The organism is Nitratireductor aestuarii, assembly GCF_014641695.1.
GTDB lineage: Bacteria > Pseudomonadota > Alphaproteobacteria > Rhizobiales > Rhizobiaceae > Chelativorans > Chelativorans aestuarii.
The window spans coordinates 354,475-373,830 of sequence record NZ_BMIF01000002.1 but is presented as its reverse complement, the minus strand read 5'-3'; the positions used below and the strand labels follow the sequence as shown (position 1 = coordinate 373,830).

Sequence of the window (19,356 nt, the reverse complement as noted above, 5' to 3'; positions counted from 1 at the left end):
GCAGCGATATCCTGGGCGCTAGCCTGTGGCCGTGGATGCTTCGGCATCAGATCCTGTTGGGTGGTACATTGTTGGATAGTAAACCGCATGAATGGCGGCTTGCCCATGGCAAGCAGCTGACGCTCTCTTCCACGTCAATGCTGATGGGCATCCTGAACGTGACGCCCGACAGTTTCTCCGATGGCGGCGATCACGACGACGTGGAACGCGCCCAGGCGCACGCCCGGCAGATGATCGCAGAAGGCGCTGCAATCATTGATGTGGGCGGCGAATCCACCCGTCCCGGTGCAACGGAAGTGACCCCCGAGGAGGAGCAGCGCCGCATCCTGCCGGTCATTGAAGCGCTGGCAGCGGAAGGCAACTGCATCATCTCGGTCGACACCTACCGGGCTGAAACTGCACGCAGGGCTGTCGAGGCCGGTGCCCACATCGTCAATGACGTGCATGGCCTGCAGCGAGAGCCTGACATCGCCCACGTGGCTGCGGAAACAGGCGCTGGTCTGGTGATCATGCACACCGGACGCGGGCGCGAAAAACTGCCGGACGTGATCGAGGATCAGTTCCATTTCCTCCGCCGTTCGCTGGAGATCGCCCATGATGCAGGCGTGAAAGACAGCCAGATCGTGCTGGACCCTGGCTTCGGCTTCGCCAAGGATCGCGAGGAGGAATTGACCCTCATGGCGCGTCTCGGCGAACTGCATGCGCTGGGCTACCCGATCCTCGTTGGCACCTCGCGCAAACGCATGATCGGCCATCTGGCAGGTGACGATCGCCTCTCACGCGACGTTGGCACATCAGCTACAAGCGTGCTCCTGCGGATGCAGGGCGCGCTCATCTTCCGCGTCCACAACATCCCGTTCAATCGCGATGCACTGGCCTTTGCCGATGCAGTCTTGCAGCGGCAGGTCAGACCTTCAGAGACGAAATAACCAGCTCGCCCTTGCCCGGCACGGCATTGTCGCCGACATAGCGCATCGGGCCTTCACCCAGGAAGGGGTAGTCGACGATCCCTTCCTGCATCAGATGCCGCTCCAGGAGCGACGCGAAGGCGCTGAACCACGGCCCGCTTTCGATGAACGTGGGCGACAGCTCCTGCGGTGGCCGGTCGAGGAGGATGGAGCCGCGCCGCATGAGATAGCCCGGCATCCGCCCCGCCTCCCCCGCGACAACGATCGTTCCGGCGATCATCCGGCTGCCGGGATAATCGCCGCAGCCGCCAAGTGCAGCCACCAGCCCGCGCCGCATCCGGTCGCCAAGACGCTCCCCTGCCCGACCGCGGATGATCAGCGTGCCACCGCACATGCCGCGCAGTTCACCAGCCATTGGTCCCGCAGCAAGGTCGCCAGCGTCTCCCTGGATCTCCACCCGCCCGTCCTGCATCTGCGAACCGGCGTATGGTCCGACCGAGCCTTTGACGACGATGGAGCCCCCGGTCATGCGGCGACCGAGCAGCGCACCAGCATCGCCCGTCACGCGTATGCTGCCGGCCTCCATATCCGTACCGATCCAGTCGAGCCGCTTGCTCCCGCCTTCGAAGACGATTGTCTCCGGGTCGCTGCCCTCAACCTTGAAGCAGTCGCCAACCTTGACCTGATCCCCTCCACCGCCAAGTTCGATCTTCTCGATCTCGCCAGCGCTGAGGCCTGCCAGCTTCTGCGGCGTCAGAGGCGACAGGTCGAGCCGCTGCGTAGGCTCCGCCAACAATGTGAAAGTCAGACCACTCACGGCAGGAGATCCTTCAGATGATACTGGAACTTGCCGAGCTTGCCGCCGTAGTTTCCGGCGCTCACCCGCTGCGCGCCCCGCTCTGGCCCAAGGTCGATCACCGCCTTCAGCCCCGCCCGCATGGCAGCCGCAACGGCTTCGTCGGTCTCCCCGTCGATGACGATTTCGAGCACGGCATTTATGTCCGGATCAAGCTCGCTCGCCACCTGTGCCCGCAGAACCGGCGAATAGGCGTCGTTGGTTGAGGCAACGAGGCTCTTGTACTTGCTGCCGACCTTCGACCCCGAGCGAACGATCCCGCCCGGGAACGGCATGATAACGCCTGGCACCGCGCGCATCGCTTCCACACCGGCCTCGGCAGCGGCCAGTGCCTCCGCCCCGCCATGCGCCAGCAGCAGCAGGTTGCCGCCGCCCACCGCCTTCTTGGTGAGCCCCGTCGTCGCCTCGCAGACGAACTCCCCGTCCATCACCGGTAAGCGCCAGAACTGGCGATTACCAAGCCTCTTCGATATCTGCCAGCCGTCACCGAAATAACGCATGGCCGAGCCAAGCTTCAGCGGCTCTGTCCCTTCCAAACCCGCATAGCAGGCGCTGCCCGGCGAGGTGAGAACGCATTGCCCGACCCGGTTCAGGAGCTGCTTCTGCAGCTCGTCCGTGCTGACGGCAAAAATCAGCACCCGCACGCCAGGCCGACCGTCAGGCGTCTCGTCAGGCGACAGCTCCACGTCGACGCCCGCCTCGCAGCCACAGCCGATCACCGACGTCGCAAAACCCGTCATGGACCGCGCTGCCTCCAGCGCCCATTGCCGGCTCGGGGCGGTGATGATGATGGCCGTCGCGCGCATGCCGAAGGCCTCGGCAAATGTATCGTCTATGATCACGCCATTGACTGTCAGGTTCTGCATGGCACCTCGCCAAAGGGCTCGTCGCGGCCGACCGCCCAGTCGGGAAAGTCGAACCAGTCGAGCGAAAGTCCGTAACGTTGCTGGTGATAGCCTTCGAGCTTCTTCACGATCGCCTTGTCTGGCTGGGTCGCGACCCGCAGCGTCTTGCCCGGGCGCAGGCTCACGACTTCACCCTGGCGCACGACCAGTTCCCCATTCTTGAACACAAGTTCTGCGGCGCCAAACATGCGCTCGGCATCCTCATCGCGGCGATAGACGGCAACGTCCGCCACCGCTCCGTCGCCCAAGTGCCCACGATCAGCGAGGCCGAGCAGCTTCGAAGGTGCGGCGCGCGTCATGATCGCTACTTCCTCAAGCGAATACTCCCGATCCAGAGAGCCAAGCGTCGTGTGCTTCAGCGCCTGCGGGTTGAGGTTCTCCATCGCCTCCCGCCGCGCCTCGCGGCTCATCAGCAGCTTGAACAGCGCCGGATAGGCGGTGAATGGCGCGCCGTTCGGATGATCGGTGGTGAAGAACACCCGCCACGGATCGTTGATCAGCAGGAAGAGCTCGAGCCCCACGGCCCATTGCAGCGAGCCGTAATAATCGTTCTTGTAGGCGAAAGGCACGATGCCGCCGCCATTGCCTTCGCCGTCATAGATCACGCTCTTCTTGGGCCGTGCGCTGCCACGGGCCGCGAACTGGCGCAGCGCATCGGACGAGATCGTCACCGTTTGGCCGAACATCACCTGCCCCACATCGATCGTGATCTCAGGCGAGGCATTGACGATCTCCGCCAGCTGCGCCGCAGCCGAGGAAAAGCGGCGTTTGCCCTCGGTGCCGTAACCATAGAACTGCAGATGTGCGAGGTGCATCGGCACGCCTTCCGCAGCACCCATGGTGGTCGCCGCCGTCTCGAAGGAGCCCGGAACTCCGAGGTTGTTGCAATGAACATGCAGCGGGTGTGGAATGCCGAGGCTCGCGACTGCCGTTTGCAACGTCTTGACGATCCGCCGCGATGAGACGCCGTAGGATGGCACCTCGTCATCAAACGAGAAGGTGCGCACGTTCTCCTTGAACGCCGCCGATCCGCCTGCATTGATCGTCTTCACGCCAAGCGCCCGCGCGGAAGCTACCGTCCAGGCGACATAGTCTTCGATCATGTCAGGCGAGGCATTGTCGCGGATGAGCGACAGCAGAAAGTCATCATTGCCGAGAATCGCGAGCGTCCCCCGATCAATGATCGGAATGTCGGCGAGTTCCAGATGCGTGTGTAGCGCGTTGGCTGGCGACATCGCCGGTTCCACGACCGTGGTGAACCCCATCTGCGCGTAGAGGCAGCCGGTCTGGTGTGTGCTCCAGCCGAGGTTCGACAGCGGTGTCGCGTTCGGGCGCAGCAGATGCGCCTTGTGATATTCCGGCAGCAACAGGCGCGCCGTGTTCACATTGCCACCGCCGATATGCGAATGGATGTCGATCGCCCCGGCCATGACGATGCAGCCGGAAGCATCAAAACTCTCGTCCGGCTCCCGACTTTCCGGTGCGGCGTTGATCCGTCCGTCCTCGATCCAGACATCGCCGACGCCGTTCCGCCCGCTTGCCGGATCAACGACGTGCCCTCCCTTGATCAGCGTCAGCATGGCGCGACCTCACGCTCGGGCAATTGTTCGAGGATCTGGCTCAGGACCGAAGCTGCCGACGGCGCTGAAGCTTCCGCCGCTTTGGCGACAAACGTCCCGGCCATTCCGGAAAACACCACCGAGTCATGCTCGGCTGTGGCGATGGTAACGGCTGCCCTATCGATGGGATTCGCTACATCCGCCAGCACGATCAACTCTATGCCATCAGGCGGACTGACGGGCTCGGATCCGACGTGCAGCCACACGTCAGCCTCGCCCTCTTCGATCAGTCGTGAAGCGCGGAAGCGTCGCGGATCATGTTCCGCCACACCAGACTGGAAGCTCACAGGCAGAGGAAATCCGGCATTCCATGTGGAGACCAGCGCGCTGCCCCAACCCCGTTCGCTCGCCGGCCAGAGAACCATGGAAGCGCGTACGGAGGTGTTCAGGTCGCTGACGAAGCCCTGCAGCATCTCGAGCGCAAGTGCATCGCAGCCATGGCCCGAACAGACGATGGCAACGAACCGGGCCTCCGCCAGCGCCGCGCCAAGCTCTTCAAAGCCCTCGAGCGATACGGCCGTCCGCCGCACGGCATGCATCGAGCGCAGCAGCGCCGCTGCTCCGGAAACGCTTGTATCCCTAGCAGAAATAACACGCGCCACCTTGGCGACCTCGTCCGGCAGATCGCCCGACGCAAGTGAGAAAACCGTGCGCGACTTACCGCCTGCGAGATCTGGCTCCGTCTGAGCCAGCTTTTGCAGGAATTCCATGGCGGATGGCGGCAAGGTGCCCACGATCAGCACCACATCCGCTCGCCGGATGGCCTCAGTCGGCGCGATGAACATACCGCCGGAACTGGTGAACAGCGCCGTTTCCTGCCTCACGCCATCACTGAGGGTGTCGCAAACCGCGCCTGCTCGGCGTGCAAGCGCAAGCGCCGCCCGCGTGGCGTCCACGTCCGTATCAAGCGTAATAACCGGGCACCGGCTCTTCACCAGCAGCGCCGTCGCATGTTCAATGGCGAGAGGCACCTGTGCGTCCCGGTTGCCGATCCATGCAACCGTCATTCTATCCGCTACTTTCTGGTGCCCGACTGAACTTTAGAATAATCCTTGGGGTGCGTGAAGCCCCTTCGTTCGAACAGGTGTGCGACAGCTCGTCATGGACTGTGAAGCCTAGTCATACTTGATATAGGCGAACCGCTGGTCGCTGTTTGGCGTCCCCTCCAGGCCCTGCCCTTCGGTGCCGGGCTGCCAATGAACCACCTCCTCGATCTTCTTCGCCAGCGCGAAGTCCTTGTCGGTCACGCCCTTGGCAGCATGGTTCGTCAGCCGCACCTCCACCCAGGCATAGGAAGCCGTGATGTCCGGATGGTGAAAGGCAGCCTCCGCCAGATGCCCGACGGTGTTGATCACCATCAGCGTGCCCTTCCAGCTGTGGGTCTTGTACTTCCGCCGGATCCAGCCGTTTTCGTAGAACCACTTCGGCAGTTCCCGGCTCAGACGCTCCTTGATCTCTTCTTCAGTGTAAACGCGATCCTTCTGCCTCTCGGACATGTCTTCCTCCGTATCCTGGGCGTGCTGGGGGACCGATCAATTATGCCTACCAATATTCCCAACTCGCACGCGTCGCTTGCTCCCGATTGGAAAACCAGTATCATGAACGCGGGCACCCGAACACTGATCCATGCATTGCGCACCCGAAGGGGAGCAAATGATGAATTGCGTCACTGCGTCGGTGCCAGCCCGCCTCCATCTGGGGTTTCTTGACCTCAATGGCAGCACCGGGCGCCGGTTTGGCAGCCTTGGCCTGCCCCTCAACGAGCCGGAGACGCTCGTAAGCCTCACCCATGCCGACACGACCACGGTTGAAGGACCGGACTCCGCTCGCGCCTCAAGGCACCTTGATGAACTCTGCCGGCATCTGGGCATCACCACGCACCATCGCCTCATCGTCCATCACGCCATTCCCCCGCATGTGGGCTTGGGCTCGGGAACGCAGATGGCCATGGCGGTTTCCGCCGCGCTGCGCCGTCTGCACGGCTTCGACGGCAACGCTTCGGGAGATGCGCGTCTCTTGGGCCGCGGCTCCCGCTCCGGCATCGGGATCGCCTCTTTCAGCGATGGCGGTCTCATCGTTGATGCGGGGCGGCACCATAGTGACGCGGAACCGCCTGTCGTGGCTCGCCACCCCTTCCCGGATCAATGGCGCGCCATCCTGATCCTCGATCACACGAACACGGTCGGCCTCCACGGCGAGGATGAAATTGCCGCCTTCCGCAAGCTGCCGCCCTTCCCAGTAGAGAGCGCGAGCGAGATCTGCCGGCGCGTGCTGATGCAGGCGCTTCCGGCTGTCGTTGAGCAGGATTTCCCGGCCTTTGGCGAGGCGATCGAGGTGATTCAGATGGAAATGGGTACGTATTTCGCCCCGGCCCAGGGTGGCCTGTTCACCAGCCCCCGGGTGGAACGCGCTGCGATGCGCCTGCGCGAAGTCGGCGCGAGGGGCGTCGGCCAGAGCTCCTGGGGGCCAACGGGCTTCGTCTTCGCGCCGTCGGAGCTGGATGCACGCCGCTTCATCAAGGAGGCGCAGGGCGCGCTGGAGCCCGCCATCGAGCTGCGGATCGTCAGGGGTCGAAACCACGGTGCCAGTATCACCGAGGAGCCCGACGCACCTGTGCAACGCCGGGCGCGATCCATGAGCTAGGGCTCCTCGCTATTACGGATGCCCTGCGAAACTCCACCTGCTTCAACACACGGATAATGCCATGCCTCGCAAGAATATTCTGCACATGATCACGCCGTTGCGCCAGATGAGCCCGTTTGACGTGAACATGGCCGTTGATGCCGGTTTCGATGTCGTCGTCCCTTACACGGGCGTGGAGCTTTCCGAAGTGACCGGCCTCGTGCAGGATGCCATCTTCTCCCGCCCACCCGATGCAGGCGTAAACTCGGGCCTGTTCATCGCCGGACGAGACGTCACCCTTGCGCTTGATATGCTGGATACCGCGCGCAAAGCGCTGGTTCCGCCATTTACCCTGAGCATCTTTGCCGACCCTTCCGGCTCATTCACCACGGCAGCGGCGATGCTGGCCAAGGTGGAAAAGGCGATGGAAAAGAAGTTCAACCGCAAACTTGATGGCGCAGAACTCGTCATCTTCGGCGCTACTGGTGTCGTGGGCTACTGTTGCGCGGTCATTGCGGCGCGCGAAGGCGCCAAGGTCACGCTTGCCGGTCACGACGGCACGAAACGCGTGCAGGCGATCGCCGATCAGATGAAGTCGCGGTACGACATCGAGGTGCAAGCCGCCGACGGCTCGACGGATGAGGCGAAGAAATCGCTCGTCCGCAACGCCGAGATCGTCCTTGCCGCCGCGAAGGCCGGCGTTCAGGTTCTTTCCAAGGCGCATCTCGACGGTGCCGAGAAGCTCTGCGTCGCGGCCGATGTCAACGCCGTCCCGCCGGCAGGCATCGAAGGCGTGGATGTCCACGCGGATTCGGTGGAGATCCCCGGTACCTCGGCCTTAGGCATTGGCGCACTCGCCATCGGCAATGTGAAGTACAAGACGGAATTCAATCTCTTCAAGCAGATGATTGAGCCGGAAAAACCAGTTACCCTCGATTTTCAGGACGCGTTCACCCTTGCCCGCACCTACGCCAAGTAACGAGCCACTGCTGATCGCGGCTGTATCAGGAAGAAGCCTCGCCGCCGCCGCACGGCGTGCGGGCTACCGCCCGCTTGTGGCCGATCTCTTCTGTGACCTCGATACCGTGGATCTGGCCGAGAAGACCGTCCGCGTTTCCGGCGCTCTTGAAGGGGGGCTCGCCGCCGAAGGGCTCGCCGAAGCGCTCCAGGGCCTCAGCGACGGCGAAACCCCTGCGGCACTGATCTGCGGCTCGGGCTTCGAGGAACATCCCGAACTTGTTGACGAACTGGCACAACAATTCCCCGTTGCAGGATGCAGTGGCGACGCCATTCGCAGGATCAAGCACCCCATCTTCCTGGCGGACGAATGCGCGCGTATCGGCATTCCGTTCCCGGAGATCGAGCTTGGATTGCCTTCTGAGCCGAAAGGATGGCTTGCGAAACTGACCGGCGGCGCGGGCGGTCTGCACATCTTCCCGGCGGCGCAAGCCGAGCAGACCCACGGCATCTATTACCAACGCGCCGTGCAGGGTTCGAGCGTCTCGGCTCTGTTCATGGCCGATGCGACCGGCGCACGGATGGTCGGTTTCAGCCACCAATGGACCTGCCCGACTCCCAAATACCCCTATCGTTTCTGCGGCGCGGTACGGCTCGAAAGCTTCCCCGATGAAGATGCGGCGATGATCGCAGAATGGCTCTCCGCCTTGAGCCGCAGCGCGGGCCTCATCGGCATGTGCAGCGCCGACTTCATCAAGTCTGGCCAGACCTACCATCTGCTTGAGATCAATCCCCGTCCGGGCGCAACGCTCGACATCTTCGATCACGAGGATGCGCCGCTTCTGGCCGCTCATCTTGCGGCAAGCCGTGGCGAAGAAGCGCCCTTGCCGGTCCATGAGAACTCCATGGCGTCCATGGTCGTCTATGCGTTTGAAGATATTGAAACCTTTCCGGAGATCGACTGGCCCGCTTGGCTCGCCGACCGCCAGCCGGCAGGAACGCACATCCGGCGCGATGAGCCGATCTGCACCATCTTCGCCGAAGGGAAAACGGCCTACGAAGCGCAGGAGCTGCTCTTCCAGCGGGAGGGGCATCTGAGAGAAATCGTGTCGGGATCGAGATAGAAGGGAGGGCCGGCATGAAGGACGGCTCCGCATTTCTGAATGAACGGGCAAATACCATCGCGGACGGCATGGTCCATGAGGCGGAACGCTTGCGCATTGCCGTGGCGAAAGGGCCGCTCGACTGCCGCCTGATCGACGCCGGCGCGAAAGTGCGCGGAAGCATAGAGGCAGGACTGCGCATTGCGGAAATCTGCATGGGCGGCCTCGGGACGGTGAAGCTCGCCATGGGGCCTTCGGAGCCCTGGGCACTGAACATTGAGGTTCGCTCCTCGCAGCCGGTGCTGGCCTGCCTCGGCAGCCAATATGCCGGCTGGAACCTCTCCGAGGGCAAGTATTTCGCCATGGGGTCCGGCCCCGTGCGGGTGCTCGCGGGCGTGGAACCGCTGTTCGAAATTCTGACCTACCGTGAGCAGGCAAGCCACTCCGTGGTAGTGCTGGAAACCGCCGACCCGCCACCAGAAGCGCTTGTGCGCAAGGTCTCGAAAGCGAGCGGAGTCACCCCGGAAAACCTGACCTTCATCTATGCGCCCACGCAAAGCCTTGCCGGCACGATCCAGATCGTTGCCCGCGTTCTCGAAGTGGCGTTGCACAAGGCGAAGGATATTGATTTTCCGATCGATGACATTGTCGAGGGCATTGCCCGCGCGCCCGTCCCCGCACCGCATCCTGATTTCATGCAGGCCATGGGCCGCACCAATGACGCGATCATCTACGGCGGTCTGGCACAGCTCTTCGTCACCGGTCCGCTCGACGCCGCGCGGGAATTGGCGCAAAAGCTTCCCAGCAGTTCGTCGCGCGACTATGGCGAGCCGTTCACGAAGGTGTTCGAACGCTTCAAGGGCGACTTCTATGCGATCGACCCCTTGCTCTTCAGCCCTGCAGAGGTGATCGTGACCTCAATGGAAACGGGCGAGACGTTCCGGACTGGCGCGCGTGATTTCGGCCGCCTGGACTGGGGCCAAGGCTGAGCGTGGCAAAGGGAAAGCCGCACTGAATGTGGAAGATCCTGATGATCTCTAGCCAGCTTGGCGACCGCAGCAAGTCCTTGGCTCGAGCCTTCGAAAAGCGCGCCTGTGAGGTTCACCTCACCCGGCTGGAAGCCGTCCATTTTGACAGCACGAGCCCTTCGGGCTTTGCCATGCCTGGCTTCGGCAACACGCTTCCGGATGCCGTTCTTGTCCGCTCCATGGGCGCGGGCACGTTCGAGGCTGTCACGCGGCGACTGAGCATTCTGCATGCGTTGGGCTCCCTCGGCGTCATGGTGTGGAACTCTGCCCAATCGATCGAGCGTTGCGTCGACAAATCCATGACCACCTTCCTCCTGCAGCAGGCCGGAATTCCAACCCCTCCCACCTTCGCGGTGGAGGGTCTGGAGCAGGCCCAAGCGGTGGCCGAGCGCGAGCTATCCAACGGTCCACTTGTGCTCAAACCGCTGTTCGGTGCGCAGGGAAAAGGCATCAAGCTCATCCGCAAGGTGCAAGACTTGCCCGCGCCTGATCTCATGGCAGATACCTACTACCTCCAGCGCTACATCCGGCGCGATGGCCCGCCCTATCGTGATTTTCGCGTCTTCGTCTGCGCCGGTCGCGTGGTCGACATGATGATCCGTCGCGGCGACGACTGGGTGACGAACGTTCAACGTGGAGCAGTGCCCGAGGCTGTTCCGCTGGCGCTTCGCGCGCAATTGTCTGACCTCGCCCTCCGGGCTGCCCGCGCCGTGGGGGCGGGTTTCGCTGGCGTGGACATCGTTCCTGCGGCTGACGGCTCGCTTCCTGTGATCGAGGTAAACTCCATGCCTGCCTGGGCCGGGCTCCAGACAGTGGCGCAAACCGATGTCGGCGAGGCAATCGTGGAGGGCATGCTCTCCGCGCTCGACGCGACACGCTCCATCCCGCTGCAAACCGCCGTGCCAGTCTGACATGCTTTCGCGCCGCCAGATCGAGGAAGCGTACCGTTCCGCCTGCGAAGCTGAGATCGATGCGCTGAAGCCGGGCAACGTGCACCGCTTCGCTGACGGCCACCGGATGACGATCCATGACTTTCTGGAGAGCGCGCGCGTAACTGCGCCGATCGTCGCCGACCCGATCCAGTCGCCGGGCGAGCGCATCCTTCAGGCAGTTGCGGCAACCCGCGAAACCGTCCGGACGAACACCAATCTGGGCATCCTCCTGCTCTGCGTTCCGCTCGCCAGCGCCGCAGAAGGGAACGCAGCAAACCTCCGGGGCTCAGTCGGAAAAATCCTGACATCGCTCGACTTGGAAGATACCCGCGCGATCTACCAAGCGATCCGTCTGACCTCGCCGGGTGGCCTTGGTTCCGCTGGTGAGCACGATGTGCGTGAGGAGCCGAAAACCGGCATCCTGGAAGCCATGGCGCTCGCCGCCGATCGCGATCTGATCGCGAGGCAATATACCAACGGATATGCCGACATCTTCGAAACCGGCGTACCCGCACTTGAAGCTGCCGTTCACGCCGGTGAAACCGGCATGTGGCCGACAATCTTTGCCTATCTCGCCTTTCTTTCCCTCTTCGAAGACAGCCACATCCTGCGCAAGCATGGCCAGCCCGCTGCAGCGGAAGTAAGGCGCGAAGCCGCTGCAATCCTTCGCGATCTGAGCTCTGAAGACCCTGAGGCACGCATGGAAAAGCTGCTGGCATTCGACCAGTCGCTGAAAGCGCGGGGTCTCAATCCCGGAACCTCGGCTGACCTGACGGTCGCAACTTGTTTTGCCAGCGAACTAAGAAAAATGAGCCGGGCTGCAAGCTGACCAGGGTCCGATTTTTCTACAGACTTGCACTTTCTTGCAGCGCACAAGAATCCGCGCGATCGAGCGCGGAAGTATTTAGCCCACGAATATTCGTAATCTTGAATCATCATTCAATGACCAGCTTGCAATAAGTCCAACTTGATGCTTCAATCTACTCGCGGAGGACGAGTTTCCGTGACTATCTAGCCAACCGGCCTGGTAGAATACCGGGTGCTGCCAACAAGGATAGTCGGTCCACTGGGTGTCTGCCTGGTGCGGCACCCTTGGACTTTCACCATGTCTAGGAGGAACATTGGTATGGCGAAAATCAATAAAGTAATGGTTGGCGAGTCATTGGTGGGTGATGGCAATGAAGTGGCGCATATCGACCTGCTCATTGGCCCGCGTGGAAGCCCGGTAGAGGCTGCCTTCTGTAACGCACTGACAAACAACAAGGACGGCTTCACCACACTGCTTGCCGTTATTGCACCAAATCTTCCCTGCAAACCCAACACCGTGATGTTCAACAAGGTTACGATCAAGGGTGCCAAGCAGGCGGTGCAGATGTTTGGACCTGCGCAGTACGGCGTTGCCAAGGCAGTGCAGGACGCGGTCGCCGAAGGCATTATTCCGGCCGACGAAGCGGACGACGTGTTTATCTGTGTTGGCGTCTTCATCCACTGGGAAGCCAGCGATGATGCGAAGATCCAGGATTACAACTATCGCGCCACCAAGGAAGCGATCGAGCGTGCTGTAAACGGTACACCGACAGCTGCCGAAGTGACCGAGCGGCGCAATTCCGTTACCCATCCGTTTGGTGCTCCGTCATGAACTGACCGCTCGGAGCGGACCCCTGAATACTGGTCCCTCTGGAGCTACTTGAAATCGATGGTTGGCCTCGGCCCTCAGCAAAAGAGCTGAGCCGATACGGTTATTGCCTCCCGTAGCCTTAAATGCGGGCGCAACTCTGCGCCTGCTTCATGGTGTTTATGCTGTATATGCTTCGCGATCGTTGCTATTTGCCTGCTTTATCGCGGGGCACGAGGCTGTCTGAGCGGCACATGTGTGCAACATTGAGTACAACCTGGAGCAAACCAGGAAAAATGGGAACCGATTTTCCGTCCGGAATTAACAACGGCTCGCATCATCGCAGCATTTCTATGAAACACTGAAATGATCCAAGCGGAGGCGACGCGAGGCCGGCACATACTGCGGCTGCCGCTTGCGCTGAGAGCATTTGCCATCGATGTTCCAGGATGTACTGACAGCATTTTTATTGTCGTTGCTAGTCGTACTGCGAGAAAATCTCGCTTTTCAAGCTGTTCCCATGCAGTGCGCTGGACATAAGCACGCCATCGACACCCATTTCCTCGAGCCTATTGAGGTGGTCTTCGGAGCGAACACCGCCCGCAGCGTAGATTTTTCTGTCGGGCGCGAGGCGAATGATTTCCTCGAGCTTCTCGAAATCCGGGCCAGAACTTCCGCCGATTTTCGCAAGCGTCATGACGATCACTTCGCCCGGCCACAAGTCCGGCTTCTCAAGCATCTCGCGCGGTCCCCGATAGCCGTCGGCGAAAAAGTCGAGCGATAGTACAATGCGCGGATCATCCCGAAACCGTAGAAGCAACGCGGCGTCAGCCTGGCTCTCGCTGCCGATAACCACGCGCACATGGTCTTCCGCAAGCAATTTGACGAGCGTGGCTTCATCCTCAACCCCGGCATCGACCCAGACCCGTCCCACCAAGCCGCGCAACTGGCTGATGACATCAAGATTGTCGCCCCTGCCCTCAATCGCATCGAGGTCCGCCACGTAGAATGTCCTGAAGCGATGCAGGCGCAGCAACCCCTTTGCCACGCCAAGGGGCTCTGACGTATCACTCAGCGGCGTGACGATCGGGCGGTAGCTGTCGCGCTTGCCGCCTTCGGCGCGAACCACCTGGCCCATCTTCAGATCCAGCACCGGAATGATTTGCAACAGCGCCTCCTCGCTTGCATGATGCGCCACTCTAGTCTCATCACGCAGCAAGGTGAACTCGGATGCCGGAACGCTCAAATCCTGTTGTCGGTTTCGACATTGGCGGCGCGCATCTGAAGGTGGTGCGGGTGGAGCACGGCCGCGTCGTGGCTGCCATGACCGTCGGCATGCCGCTCTGGATGGGCATGGAGACGCTGGACGCCGCCCTCCACCAATCGCGCCACCTTTACGAAGATGCGCCGGTCTGCGCCTTCACCATGACCGGTGAGCTATCCGAGGCTTATCCCACACGCGCCGAGGGCGTCGCCGGTCTCCTGCGGGAGATCGCACAACGATTTCCAACCACGCGCAACCTGATTTACGCCACCCGCTCCGGCCTCGTTTCCGTGGAACGGGCCGCCGAAATACCGATGGAGGTTGCCTCCGCGAATTGGCACGCCACCGCATCGCTCGTGGGCTCGCTCCGCCCCGACGCGCTGTTCGTTGACATGGGCTCGACCACCACAGACATACTCCGCATCCGCGATGGCAAGGTGCAGGCCTCGGGTTACACCGACGCCGAACGGCTCGCGCATGGCGAGCTCGTCTACACTGGGTTCGTCCGCAGCTTCCCCATCGCCGTGGCATCCGAAGCGCCGGTTCGCGGGCGCTTCACGCCGCTGATGAATGAGTATTTTGCCTCGATGTCCGACGTCTACCGCATCCTCGGTGTGCTACGCGACGAGGACGACCAGCACCGCACTGCCGACAATGGCCCGAAGACCGTCGAGGCTTCGATCGCCCGGGTGTCACGGCTCGTGGGACACGACGCCGGCGACCTCCGCGACTACGAGTGGCGGCAGATCGCACTCTGGTTTGCCGAGCGGCAGCTGCGCACCATCCACGATGCCGCGATCCTTGTCTCGGGCGACCTGCCGGATGACGCACCGCTGATCGGCGCCGGCATCGGCCGCTGGCAGGTGAAGCGCCTCGCCCAGCGGCTGGACCGGAAGTTCATCGATTTTGCGGAATTGCTCCCCTCGGAAGACAGCTGCCGCATTTCCGCAAGCGACGCAGCCCCTGCCGCTGCGGTAGCACTATTGGCCGTACCTGGGTTGTGAACCAAGCACAAACTCCCTCATGGTGAGCTTGCCGAACCACGAGGGCTTCAGATTGGTCTGCACATGATTTAGATCGTCGGCAGCTGATCGCGAAAATGGTCGTTCACGCGTTCCATCAGCCAGTCCCATGCCTCGAGTTCCTCCGGCCCGGCGGTCTTGTCGATGGCGATCTTGAGATAGGCGAGCTCGGCTTCGATTTTCTCTTGTGGCAGCATGTTGAGGCGGCTCACCAGAATGGCGAGCTCCAGAACCGCCGCCCTGGCGCGATTCATGCCGAGGAACGGCGCGTGCGCTTCCTCTGAAATCACACGGCAGCGGAAGCGCGGACGCACCTCGTCATCCTGCGTACCGACGACCTCCAGCACGCTATGGGCGAGAGCGGCTGCGAGCCGCGGCACCGGACAGTCCTTGATGCTCACGATCGGCCAATCCTTGCGCCCGGTCAGGCATCCGGCAAAGATCCGCACGTCATCCGTGTAGCTCGCAACGGCGACCGGGTTCATCAGGAGATTGTCGAGCGTCTTGGAGGGGCGGAACGGCGCGATGATCCAGTGTTCGCCATCCTGGATGATTCCGAGCGGCGCGATGTGAACCTCGCCCTCGCCGTCCACGGTCGTGAGGATTGACTCGCGAATATACGGCATCAGCCTTCCTCTTCCTCGTCGCTGTTGCCAGCGTTCTTCTTCAGCCGCAGCGTGTGCCCGGCCTCTTTCAGGCGCGAACGCTCCTCCACCCGCTCCGGCACCGCCACGCCCCAGTTGAGCGGCTCATCCTGTGCGTAGCGCTTGCCGAGGCTCCAGGCGATCTCCGCCTTGGTAAGCTCCGCGCCGAGATAAAAGGCATGCGCGCCGTCGTTCTCAACACCAAGCTTCGGGAAAAGCTCAAACGCATCGCGCGCCACATGGTGCCCCTGCGCGTTGAAAATATGCACGCCTTCGGGGCTCGTCATGATGCGGAAGTTCCTGTCCCGCACCTCGCTGGCGAGTTCCGCCACGTCTTCCGTTGACGACGGGAAGGGCTTGCGGTCATGCACCTGCAGCAGCCCCGCATGATACTTGCGCGGCAGCGATCCATCCCGGCGTGCTGCAAACAGCATCCGCCGCGCCAGATCGTGCTCTTCCAGCGTTCGCACCGTATGCGGGCTGACATGGACCACCAGCACATTGCGGATCGCAAGCTCCGAACAGAGCCCCAGCATCGTTGCCGTAATGCCCGCACTGTCGGCATCCGTGAGCTCCGTCAGGTTGCCCGTCCCCATCAGGATCTCGACGTCAGGCCAGCGCTGGCGCGTCTCGTAATAGCGATGCAGCGACGCAGCAAAGCCGAAATGGATCGGGTCCAGGACCGGATCGACGATGAAGCGAAGGCCCTTCTCCTTCGCGCGTTCGATGGTGCGGTCAAGCGATGCAAGGTCGCCGGGAACGGCTGGGATCAGCACCGGAACCGCCTCGCCTTCATAGGCAATCGAAAGGGTCTCCTCGGTAAGGCTCAGCAGGAAATCAGCTCCAGCGCGGTTCGCCGTGCGCAATTCCTCAGGGTTGGCGGAATCAACGCTGACGGCAATGCCCAGCCGCTTCAGCGCCTGCACCGTTTCGGCAAGATGCGGGAACGGCGTATCCGGCAGGCAGCCGATGTCGACCACATCGGCTCCCGCAGCCTTCATGGCCTGCGCACGTTCGACAATCTTTTCGATAGGCAAGGCCGAGGCATCGACGATCTCCGCGAAAATGCGGATGTCATACTCCGAAAGATCCGGCGGCCCACCTTCACTGCCAAGAAACGCGGGAAGGTCCGCCAATTCGTCCGGCCCTCGCGTGAAAGGAACCTTGAAGTGCTCCGCCAGCCGCTCCGGTTCACCGCGAAACCGCCCTGGCAGAACGGCAAGCGACGTCCCCTCCGGAAGCTCAACCCGCCGCTTGATGATTTCCTCCGTCATCAGCGCCGCGATCTTCACGCCGGTGTCGACGATCCGCCACTCGAAATCCGTCTGACCGAGACCTGTGAGCACCTTCTCTAGCCTTGGACGCGCAAGCTTGCCGGTGAGGAACGCGCGGATCTCAGCCATGGCCTTCCAGCACCTTGCGTCGCGCCCTGATGGCATCCGTAAGCTCTTCAAGCGTTTCCACCACCACCGTGTAATCGGCAGTTTTCAGGCGCTCGGTGTTCTCCAGATCGATGCGGCGCGGATAGACCGGCACCATGCCGTGCGGTGCTCGCGTCATCATCTCGGGCGATGTATCGCAGGCGAACACGATCGAGGGCACCCGGCACTTGCCCGCCTGGGCATAGACATTGCTGGGCAGCGAATCCGAGATGCCCCAGACGAATTTCGCCACGGAATTCGAGCTCGCCGGCGCAATGACGACTGTATGGTAGACGCCATGATAGAACTCGCCCACCGGGATCGAGCTCGCGGTCTTGTCCCGCAGGATGCGCATATGCTCGGGAAAATCGAGCTTCAGCTTGTACATGCGCAGCACTTCTTCCGCCGCCTTCGAGACGAAGATATCGCAATGATCGAGCTCGCGGATCATGTCGAAACTCTCGGTGAAGAAGTGGCCGGAGCCGGTCAGCACCCAGGCCCAGCGCGGCGTATGCAGCTTTGTCATGCGCTTGCGCTCCTTGCTCTGGTTCCGTGTGCGATGTTGAGCCCCGGCAGCCTGCCCTGCTCCATCAGGGAAGCGGCCTCGGCGAGATGCTGTGGGCCAGCCACAAACAAGCGCACGTTCGACCGCATCATCGCGCCGAACGCCTCGTCGACAATTCCTCTGCTCTGAAGCGCTGCTATGTCATCCTCCTCCGAAAATTCGTCGGTCTGCTTGATCAGCAAGAGCTTTTCCGCCCCGATTGTTCCGGCAAGCCAGGCGGAGAGCGAATCCGACGTAACGCTCCAAGAAGCTGCGATATCGCTCCTCCCGATCGTCATGGTTGACGGTAGCCAGACGGGCATGTTTCCCTCCTCAAGCACCTGCCAAAACTCCTCCCTCTCCCTGGCTGGCCGGAAGCGGGGGCTGAGGTCACAAAGCATCAGGCCAAACTGATCCATGGCGAGGATCGCCATCTCGTGCGCAGCCTCATCGGAAAAGCCGATCCTACCCTGTGCCTCCCGCACCTGGTCCGCGAAGGATCCCCCACCAGGCACGACTACAAATGGCACATTGGCCTTGGTCAATGCCTTGATCCAAGCGAAGAGCCGTGTGTCGGCAGCGGTACTTCCGCCGAGCTTCACGACTATCAGGCTCATCTCGTGCTTCCCTCCTGACGCACACGCTCAATTTCCACGCCTACGCTCGCCGGCGCAACCTCCAGCTTCTCGACCCGCACGAAAACTCGCACCACGCGCGGATTGGCGAGAACATGGCTCGCCACCTTCTCCGCCAGCGTTTCGGCGAGGTCGATGTGCCCGGAGGCGACGATCGTACGGATCCCGTCCATGATGATGTCATAGGAAACGACGTGCCGCATGTCCTGCGGATTATCGGTGACGCGCTGCACCTCTGCCGTGACGTCGAAACGAACCTTCTGCGTGCGCCCGCGTTCATGGCTGTAGGCGCCGATTTCCATCGGCAGCACGAACTCACGAACGAAGATCTTGTCCGTGCCGAGATCCACCTCCGCCGGCGTGTAGCCGCGCGCAAGCAGCCGAAAATCGGCAGGCGCCGCACCGTTGGCCTTCACTTCTTCAGGGATGAGCAAACGGATGCTGCGGATCGCGTCTTCATCGATCGCGCTGTCGCGGCCACTGGTGCAAAGTGCGCTGCGGAAGCCGAGAAAATCCGGTTCCAGCGGAAGAAGCCGGGGAATGTCAGGCGCTTCCAGCGATCCGGCGAGGCCCACCTTGAGCTGCAACGCCTTGGCTTGGGCCACGAAGCGTGCCACCCGATCGACGGAGAGTTTGCGCAACAACCCGCCCGTGCTCTTTTCTGCCGTGTCCAGCATCACGCCATGGAACCCATTTTCGACAAGCAGGGGCAGCAACTCATGGTCCGGCTCCTGATCGGCAAAAAGCACGGCGACGATTTTAACGCTTTTGGCCAATTCCCCGAGTGCGCGGATGCAGGCGGCTGCTTCCGGTTCCCGCAGCAGTCCGATCTTCAGATAGTCGACGCCGGTAGCGGCATAGGTCTCGGCTGCCTTCAGAACCTGCCCGGGGTCCATCGCGAGGTTTCCGCAGACCGCGCTCACCGGCTTCTGGCCAGCGATGAAGTCCACCACCTCGCGCACCGCCTGCGGTGGCAGGGCACCCAATGCGCCATCGGCGGGGTTCTTCAGGTCGATGATATCGACATTGCCGAGTAGCGCTGTTTCAGCCTCGTTTACGCCATTGACGCTCGCCAGCAACCTAACCATCGACACCTCCCGCTGACCCGTACATAGCACCAATTGCTACAATATTTACGCCAAATGCAAACCACAAACGATGGTTCGGGAACTTTTGCCATATGAACCGGGAATATATGCCATTGTCAAAATATCCAATCTCACTAGACTGATGTTTAGGCACCTATCCATTTGACAAATTTGGGCTGCGAAGATGCGATCT

At 61.9% G+C, this 19,356-nt stretch carries 20 protein-coding genes; 9 read left to right on the top strand and 11 right to left on the bottom strand.

The genetic code is table 11. The features are described 5' to 3' along the window. Positions 1-137 precede the first annotated feature (137 nt). On the top strand, positions 138-929 hold the full coding sequence (folP, locus tag IEX27_RS05470) for a dihydropteroate synthase (RefSeq protein ID WP_244630247.1): 792 nt from the start codon (positions 138-140) through the stop codon (positions 927-929). On the opposite strand, the gene IEX27_RS05465 is transcribed toward folP, so the two are convergent. The 5 genes from IEX27_RS05465 to IEX27_RS05445 form a co-directional block, all read right to left on the bottom strand. After that, positions 907-1,725 (bottom strand): formylmethanofuran dehydrogenase subunit C, encoded by an 819-nt coding sequence (locus IEX27_RS05465; RefSeq protein WP_188719923.1) that lies wholly within the window; start codon positions 1,723-1,725, stop codon positions 907-909. The two genes, folP and IEX27_RS05465, sit on opposite strands and share 23 nt — an antisense overlap. Further along, on the bottom strand, positions 1,722-2,630 hold the full coding sequence (gene fhcD, locus IEX27_RS05460) for a formylmethanofuran--tetrahydromethanopterin N-formyltransferase (RefSeq protein WP_188719922.1): 909 nt from the start codon (positions 2,628-2,630) through the stop codon (positions 1,722-1,724). The genes IEX27_RS05465 and fhcD overlap by 4 nt, the downstream gene beginning before the upstream one ends. Then, on the bottom strand, positions 2,618-4,249 hold the full coding sequence (locus tag IEX27_RS05455; RefSeq protein WP_188719921.1) for a formylmethanofuran dehydrogenase subunit A: 1,632 nt from the start codon (positions 4,247-4,249) through the stop codon (positions 2,618-2,620). The genes fhcD and IEX27_RS05455 overlap by 13 nt, the downstream gene beginning before the upstream one ends. Then, positions 4,243-5,295: a molybdopterin-binding domain-containing protein gene (locus IEX27_RS05450; RefSeq protein WP_188719920.1), complete on the bottom strand. Its 1,053-nt coding sequence runs from the start codon at positions 5,293-5,295 to the stop codon at positions 4,243-4,245. Before IEX27_RS05450 ends, IEX27_RS05455 begins: the two co-directional genes overlap by 7 nt. 108 nt (positions 5,296-5,403) lie before the next feature. Then, entirely contained in the window at positions 5,404-5,784 is a 381-nt protein-coding gene (locus IEX27_RS05445) for a 4a-hydroxytetrahydrobiopterin dehydratase (RefSeq protein WP_188719919.1), read from the bottom strand. Between the two features lie 160 nt (positions 5,785-5,944). On the opposite strand from IEX27_RS05445, the gene IEX27_RS05440 reads away from it, so the two are divergent. The 7 genes from IEX27_RS05440 to fae all read left to right on the top strand — a co-directional run bounded on the left by IEX27_RS05440 (position 5,945) and on the right by fae (position 12,569). Then, complete coding sequence (locus IEX27_RS05440) at positions 5,945-6,931, top strand: beta-ribofuranosylaminobenzene 5'-phosphate synthase family protein (protein ID WP_308642603.1); 987 nt, start codon at positions 5,945-5,947, stop codon at positions 6,929-6,931. Between the two features lie 61 nt (positions 6,932-6,992). Then, entirely contained in the window at positions 6,993-7,889 is an 897-nt protein-coding gene (locus IEX27_RS05435; RefSeq protein WP_188719917.1) for an NAD(P)-dependent methylenetetrahydromethanopterin dehydrogenase, read from the top strand. Then, positions 7,867-8,991, top strand: coding sequence for an ATP-grasp domain-containing protein (locus tag IEX27_RS05430; RefSeq protein WP_188719916.1), 1,125 nt, complete (start codon positions 7,867-7,869; stop codon positions 8,989-8,991). Before IEX27_RS05435 ends, IEX27_RS05430 begins: the two co-directional genes overlap by 23 nt. 14 nt (positions 8,992-9,005) lie before the next feature. Next, positions 9,006-9,959 (top strand): methenyltetrahydromethanopterin cyclohydrolase, encoded by a 954-nt coding sequence (mch, locus tag IEX27_RS05425; protein ID WP_188719915.1) that lies wholly within the window; start codon positions 9,006-9,008, stop codon positions 9,957-9,959. A gap of 41 nt (positions 9,960-10,000) precedes the next feature. Continuing rightward, entirely contained in the window at positions 10,001-10,909 is a 909-nt protein-coding gene (locus tag IEX27_RS05420) for an ATP-grasp domain-containing protein (protein WP_244630223.1), read from the top strand. A 1-nt stretch (position 10,910) separates the two neighbouring features. Next, positions 10,911-11,759 carry a triphosphoribosyl-dephospho-CoA synthase gene (locus IEX27_RS05415; RefSeq protein WP_188719913.1) on the top strand — a complete coding sequence of 283 codons (849 nt, stop codon included), beginning with the start codon at positions 10,911-10,913 and terminating at the stop codon, positions 11,757-11,759. Between the two features lie 297 nt (positions 11,760-12,056). Beyond that, entirely contained in the window at positions 12,057-12,569 is a 513-nt protein-coding gene (gene fae, locus IEX27_RS05410; protein WP_188719912.1) for a formaldehyde-activating enzyme, read from the top strand. 454 nt (positions 12,570-13,023) lie between these two features. On the opposite strand, the gene IEX27_RS05405 is transcribed toward fae, so the two are convergent. Beyond that, positions 13,024-13,713 carry a HisA/HisF-related TIM barrel protein gene (locus IEX27_RS05405; protein ID WP_188719911.1) on the bottom strand — a complete coding sequence of 230 codons (690 nt, stop codon included), beginning with the start codon at positions 13,711-13,713 and terminating at the stop codon, positions 13,024-13,026. Positions 13,714-13,775: 62 nt separating this feature from the next. Here IEX27_RS05405 and IEX27_RS05400 point away from each other — a divergent pair, with 62 nt between their 5' ends. Next, on the top strand, positions 13,776-14,813 hold the full coding sequence (locus IEX27_RS05400) for a hydantoinase/oxoprolinase family protein (RefSeq protein ID WP_188719910.1): 1,038 nt from the start codon (positions 13,776-13,778) through the stop codon (positions 14,811-14,813). Between the two features lie 68 nt (positions 14,814-14,881). On the opposite strand, the gene IEX27_RS05395 is transcribed toward IEX27_RS05400, so the two are convergent. From IEX27_RS05395 to IEX27_RS05375, 5 genes are read right to left on the bottom strand one after another with little or no spacing between them, the layout of a single operon-like run. Then, positions 14,882-15,457, bottom strand: a complete 576-nt coding sequence (locus tag IEX27_RS05395) for a DUF447 domain-containing protein (RefSeq protein ID WP_188719909.1) — start codon at positions 15,455-15,457, stop codon at positions 14,882-14,884. Further along, positions 15,457-16,878, bottom strand: coding sequence for a DUF6513 domain-containing protein (locus IEX27_RS05390; protein WP_188719908.1), 1,422 nt, complete (start codon positions 16,876-16,878; stop codon positions 15,457-15,459). The genes IEX27_RS05395 and IEX27_RS05390 overlap by 1 nt, the downstream gene beginning before the upstream one ends. Continuing rightward, complete coding sequence (locus tag IEX27_RS05385; RefSeq protein WP_188719907.1) at positions 16,871-17,422, bottom strand: flavoprotein; 552 nt, start codon at positions 17,420-17,422, stop codon at positions 16,871-16,873. Before IEX27_RS05385 ends, IEX27_RS05390 begins: the two co-directional genes overlap by 8 nt. Continuing rightward, the gene (locus tag IEX27_RS05380; RefSeq protein WP_188719906.1) at positions 17,419-18,057 is read right to left on the bottom strand and encodes an amino acid kinase family protein; all 639 of its coding nucleotides are present in this window, start codon (positions 18,055-18,057) and stop codon (positions 17,419-17,421) included. The genes IEX27_RS05385 and IEX27_RS05380 overlap by 4 nt, the downstream gene beginning before the upstream one ends. Further along, positions 18,054-19,163 (bottom strand): (5-formylfuran-3-yl)methyl phosphate synthase, encoded by a 1,110-nt coding sequence (locus IEX27_RS05375; protein WP_188719905.1) that lies wholly within the window; start codon positions 19,161-19,163, stop codon positions 18,054-18,056. The genes IEX27_RS05380 and IEX27_RS05375 overlap by 4 nt, the downstream gene beginning before the upstream one ends. Between the last annotated feature and the right edge of the window lie 193 nt (positions 19,164-19,356).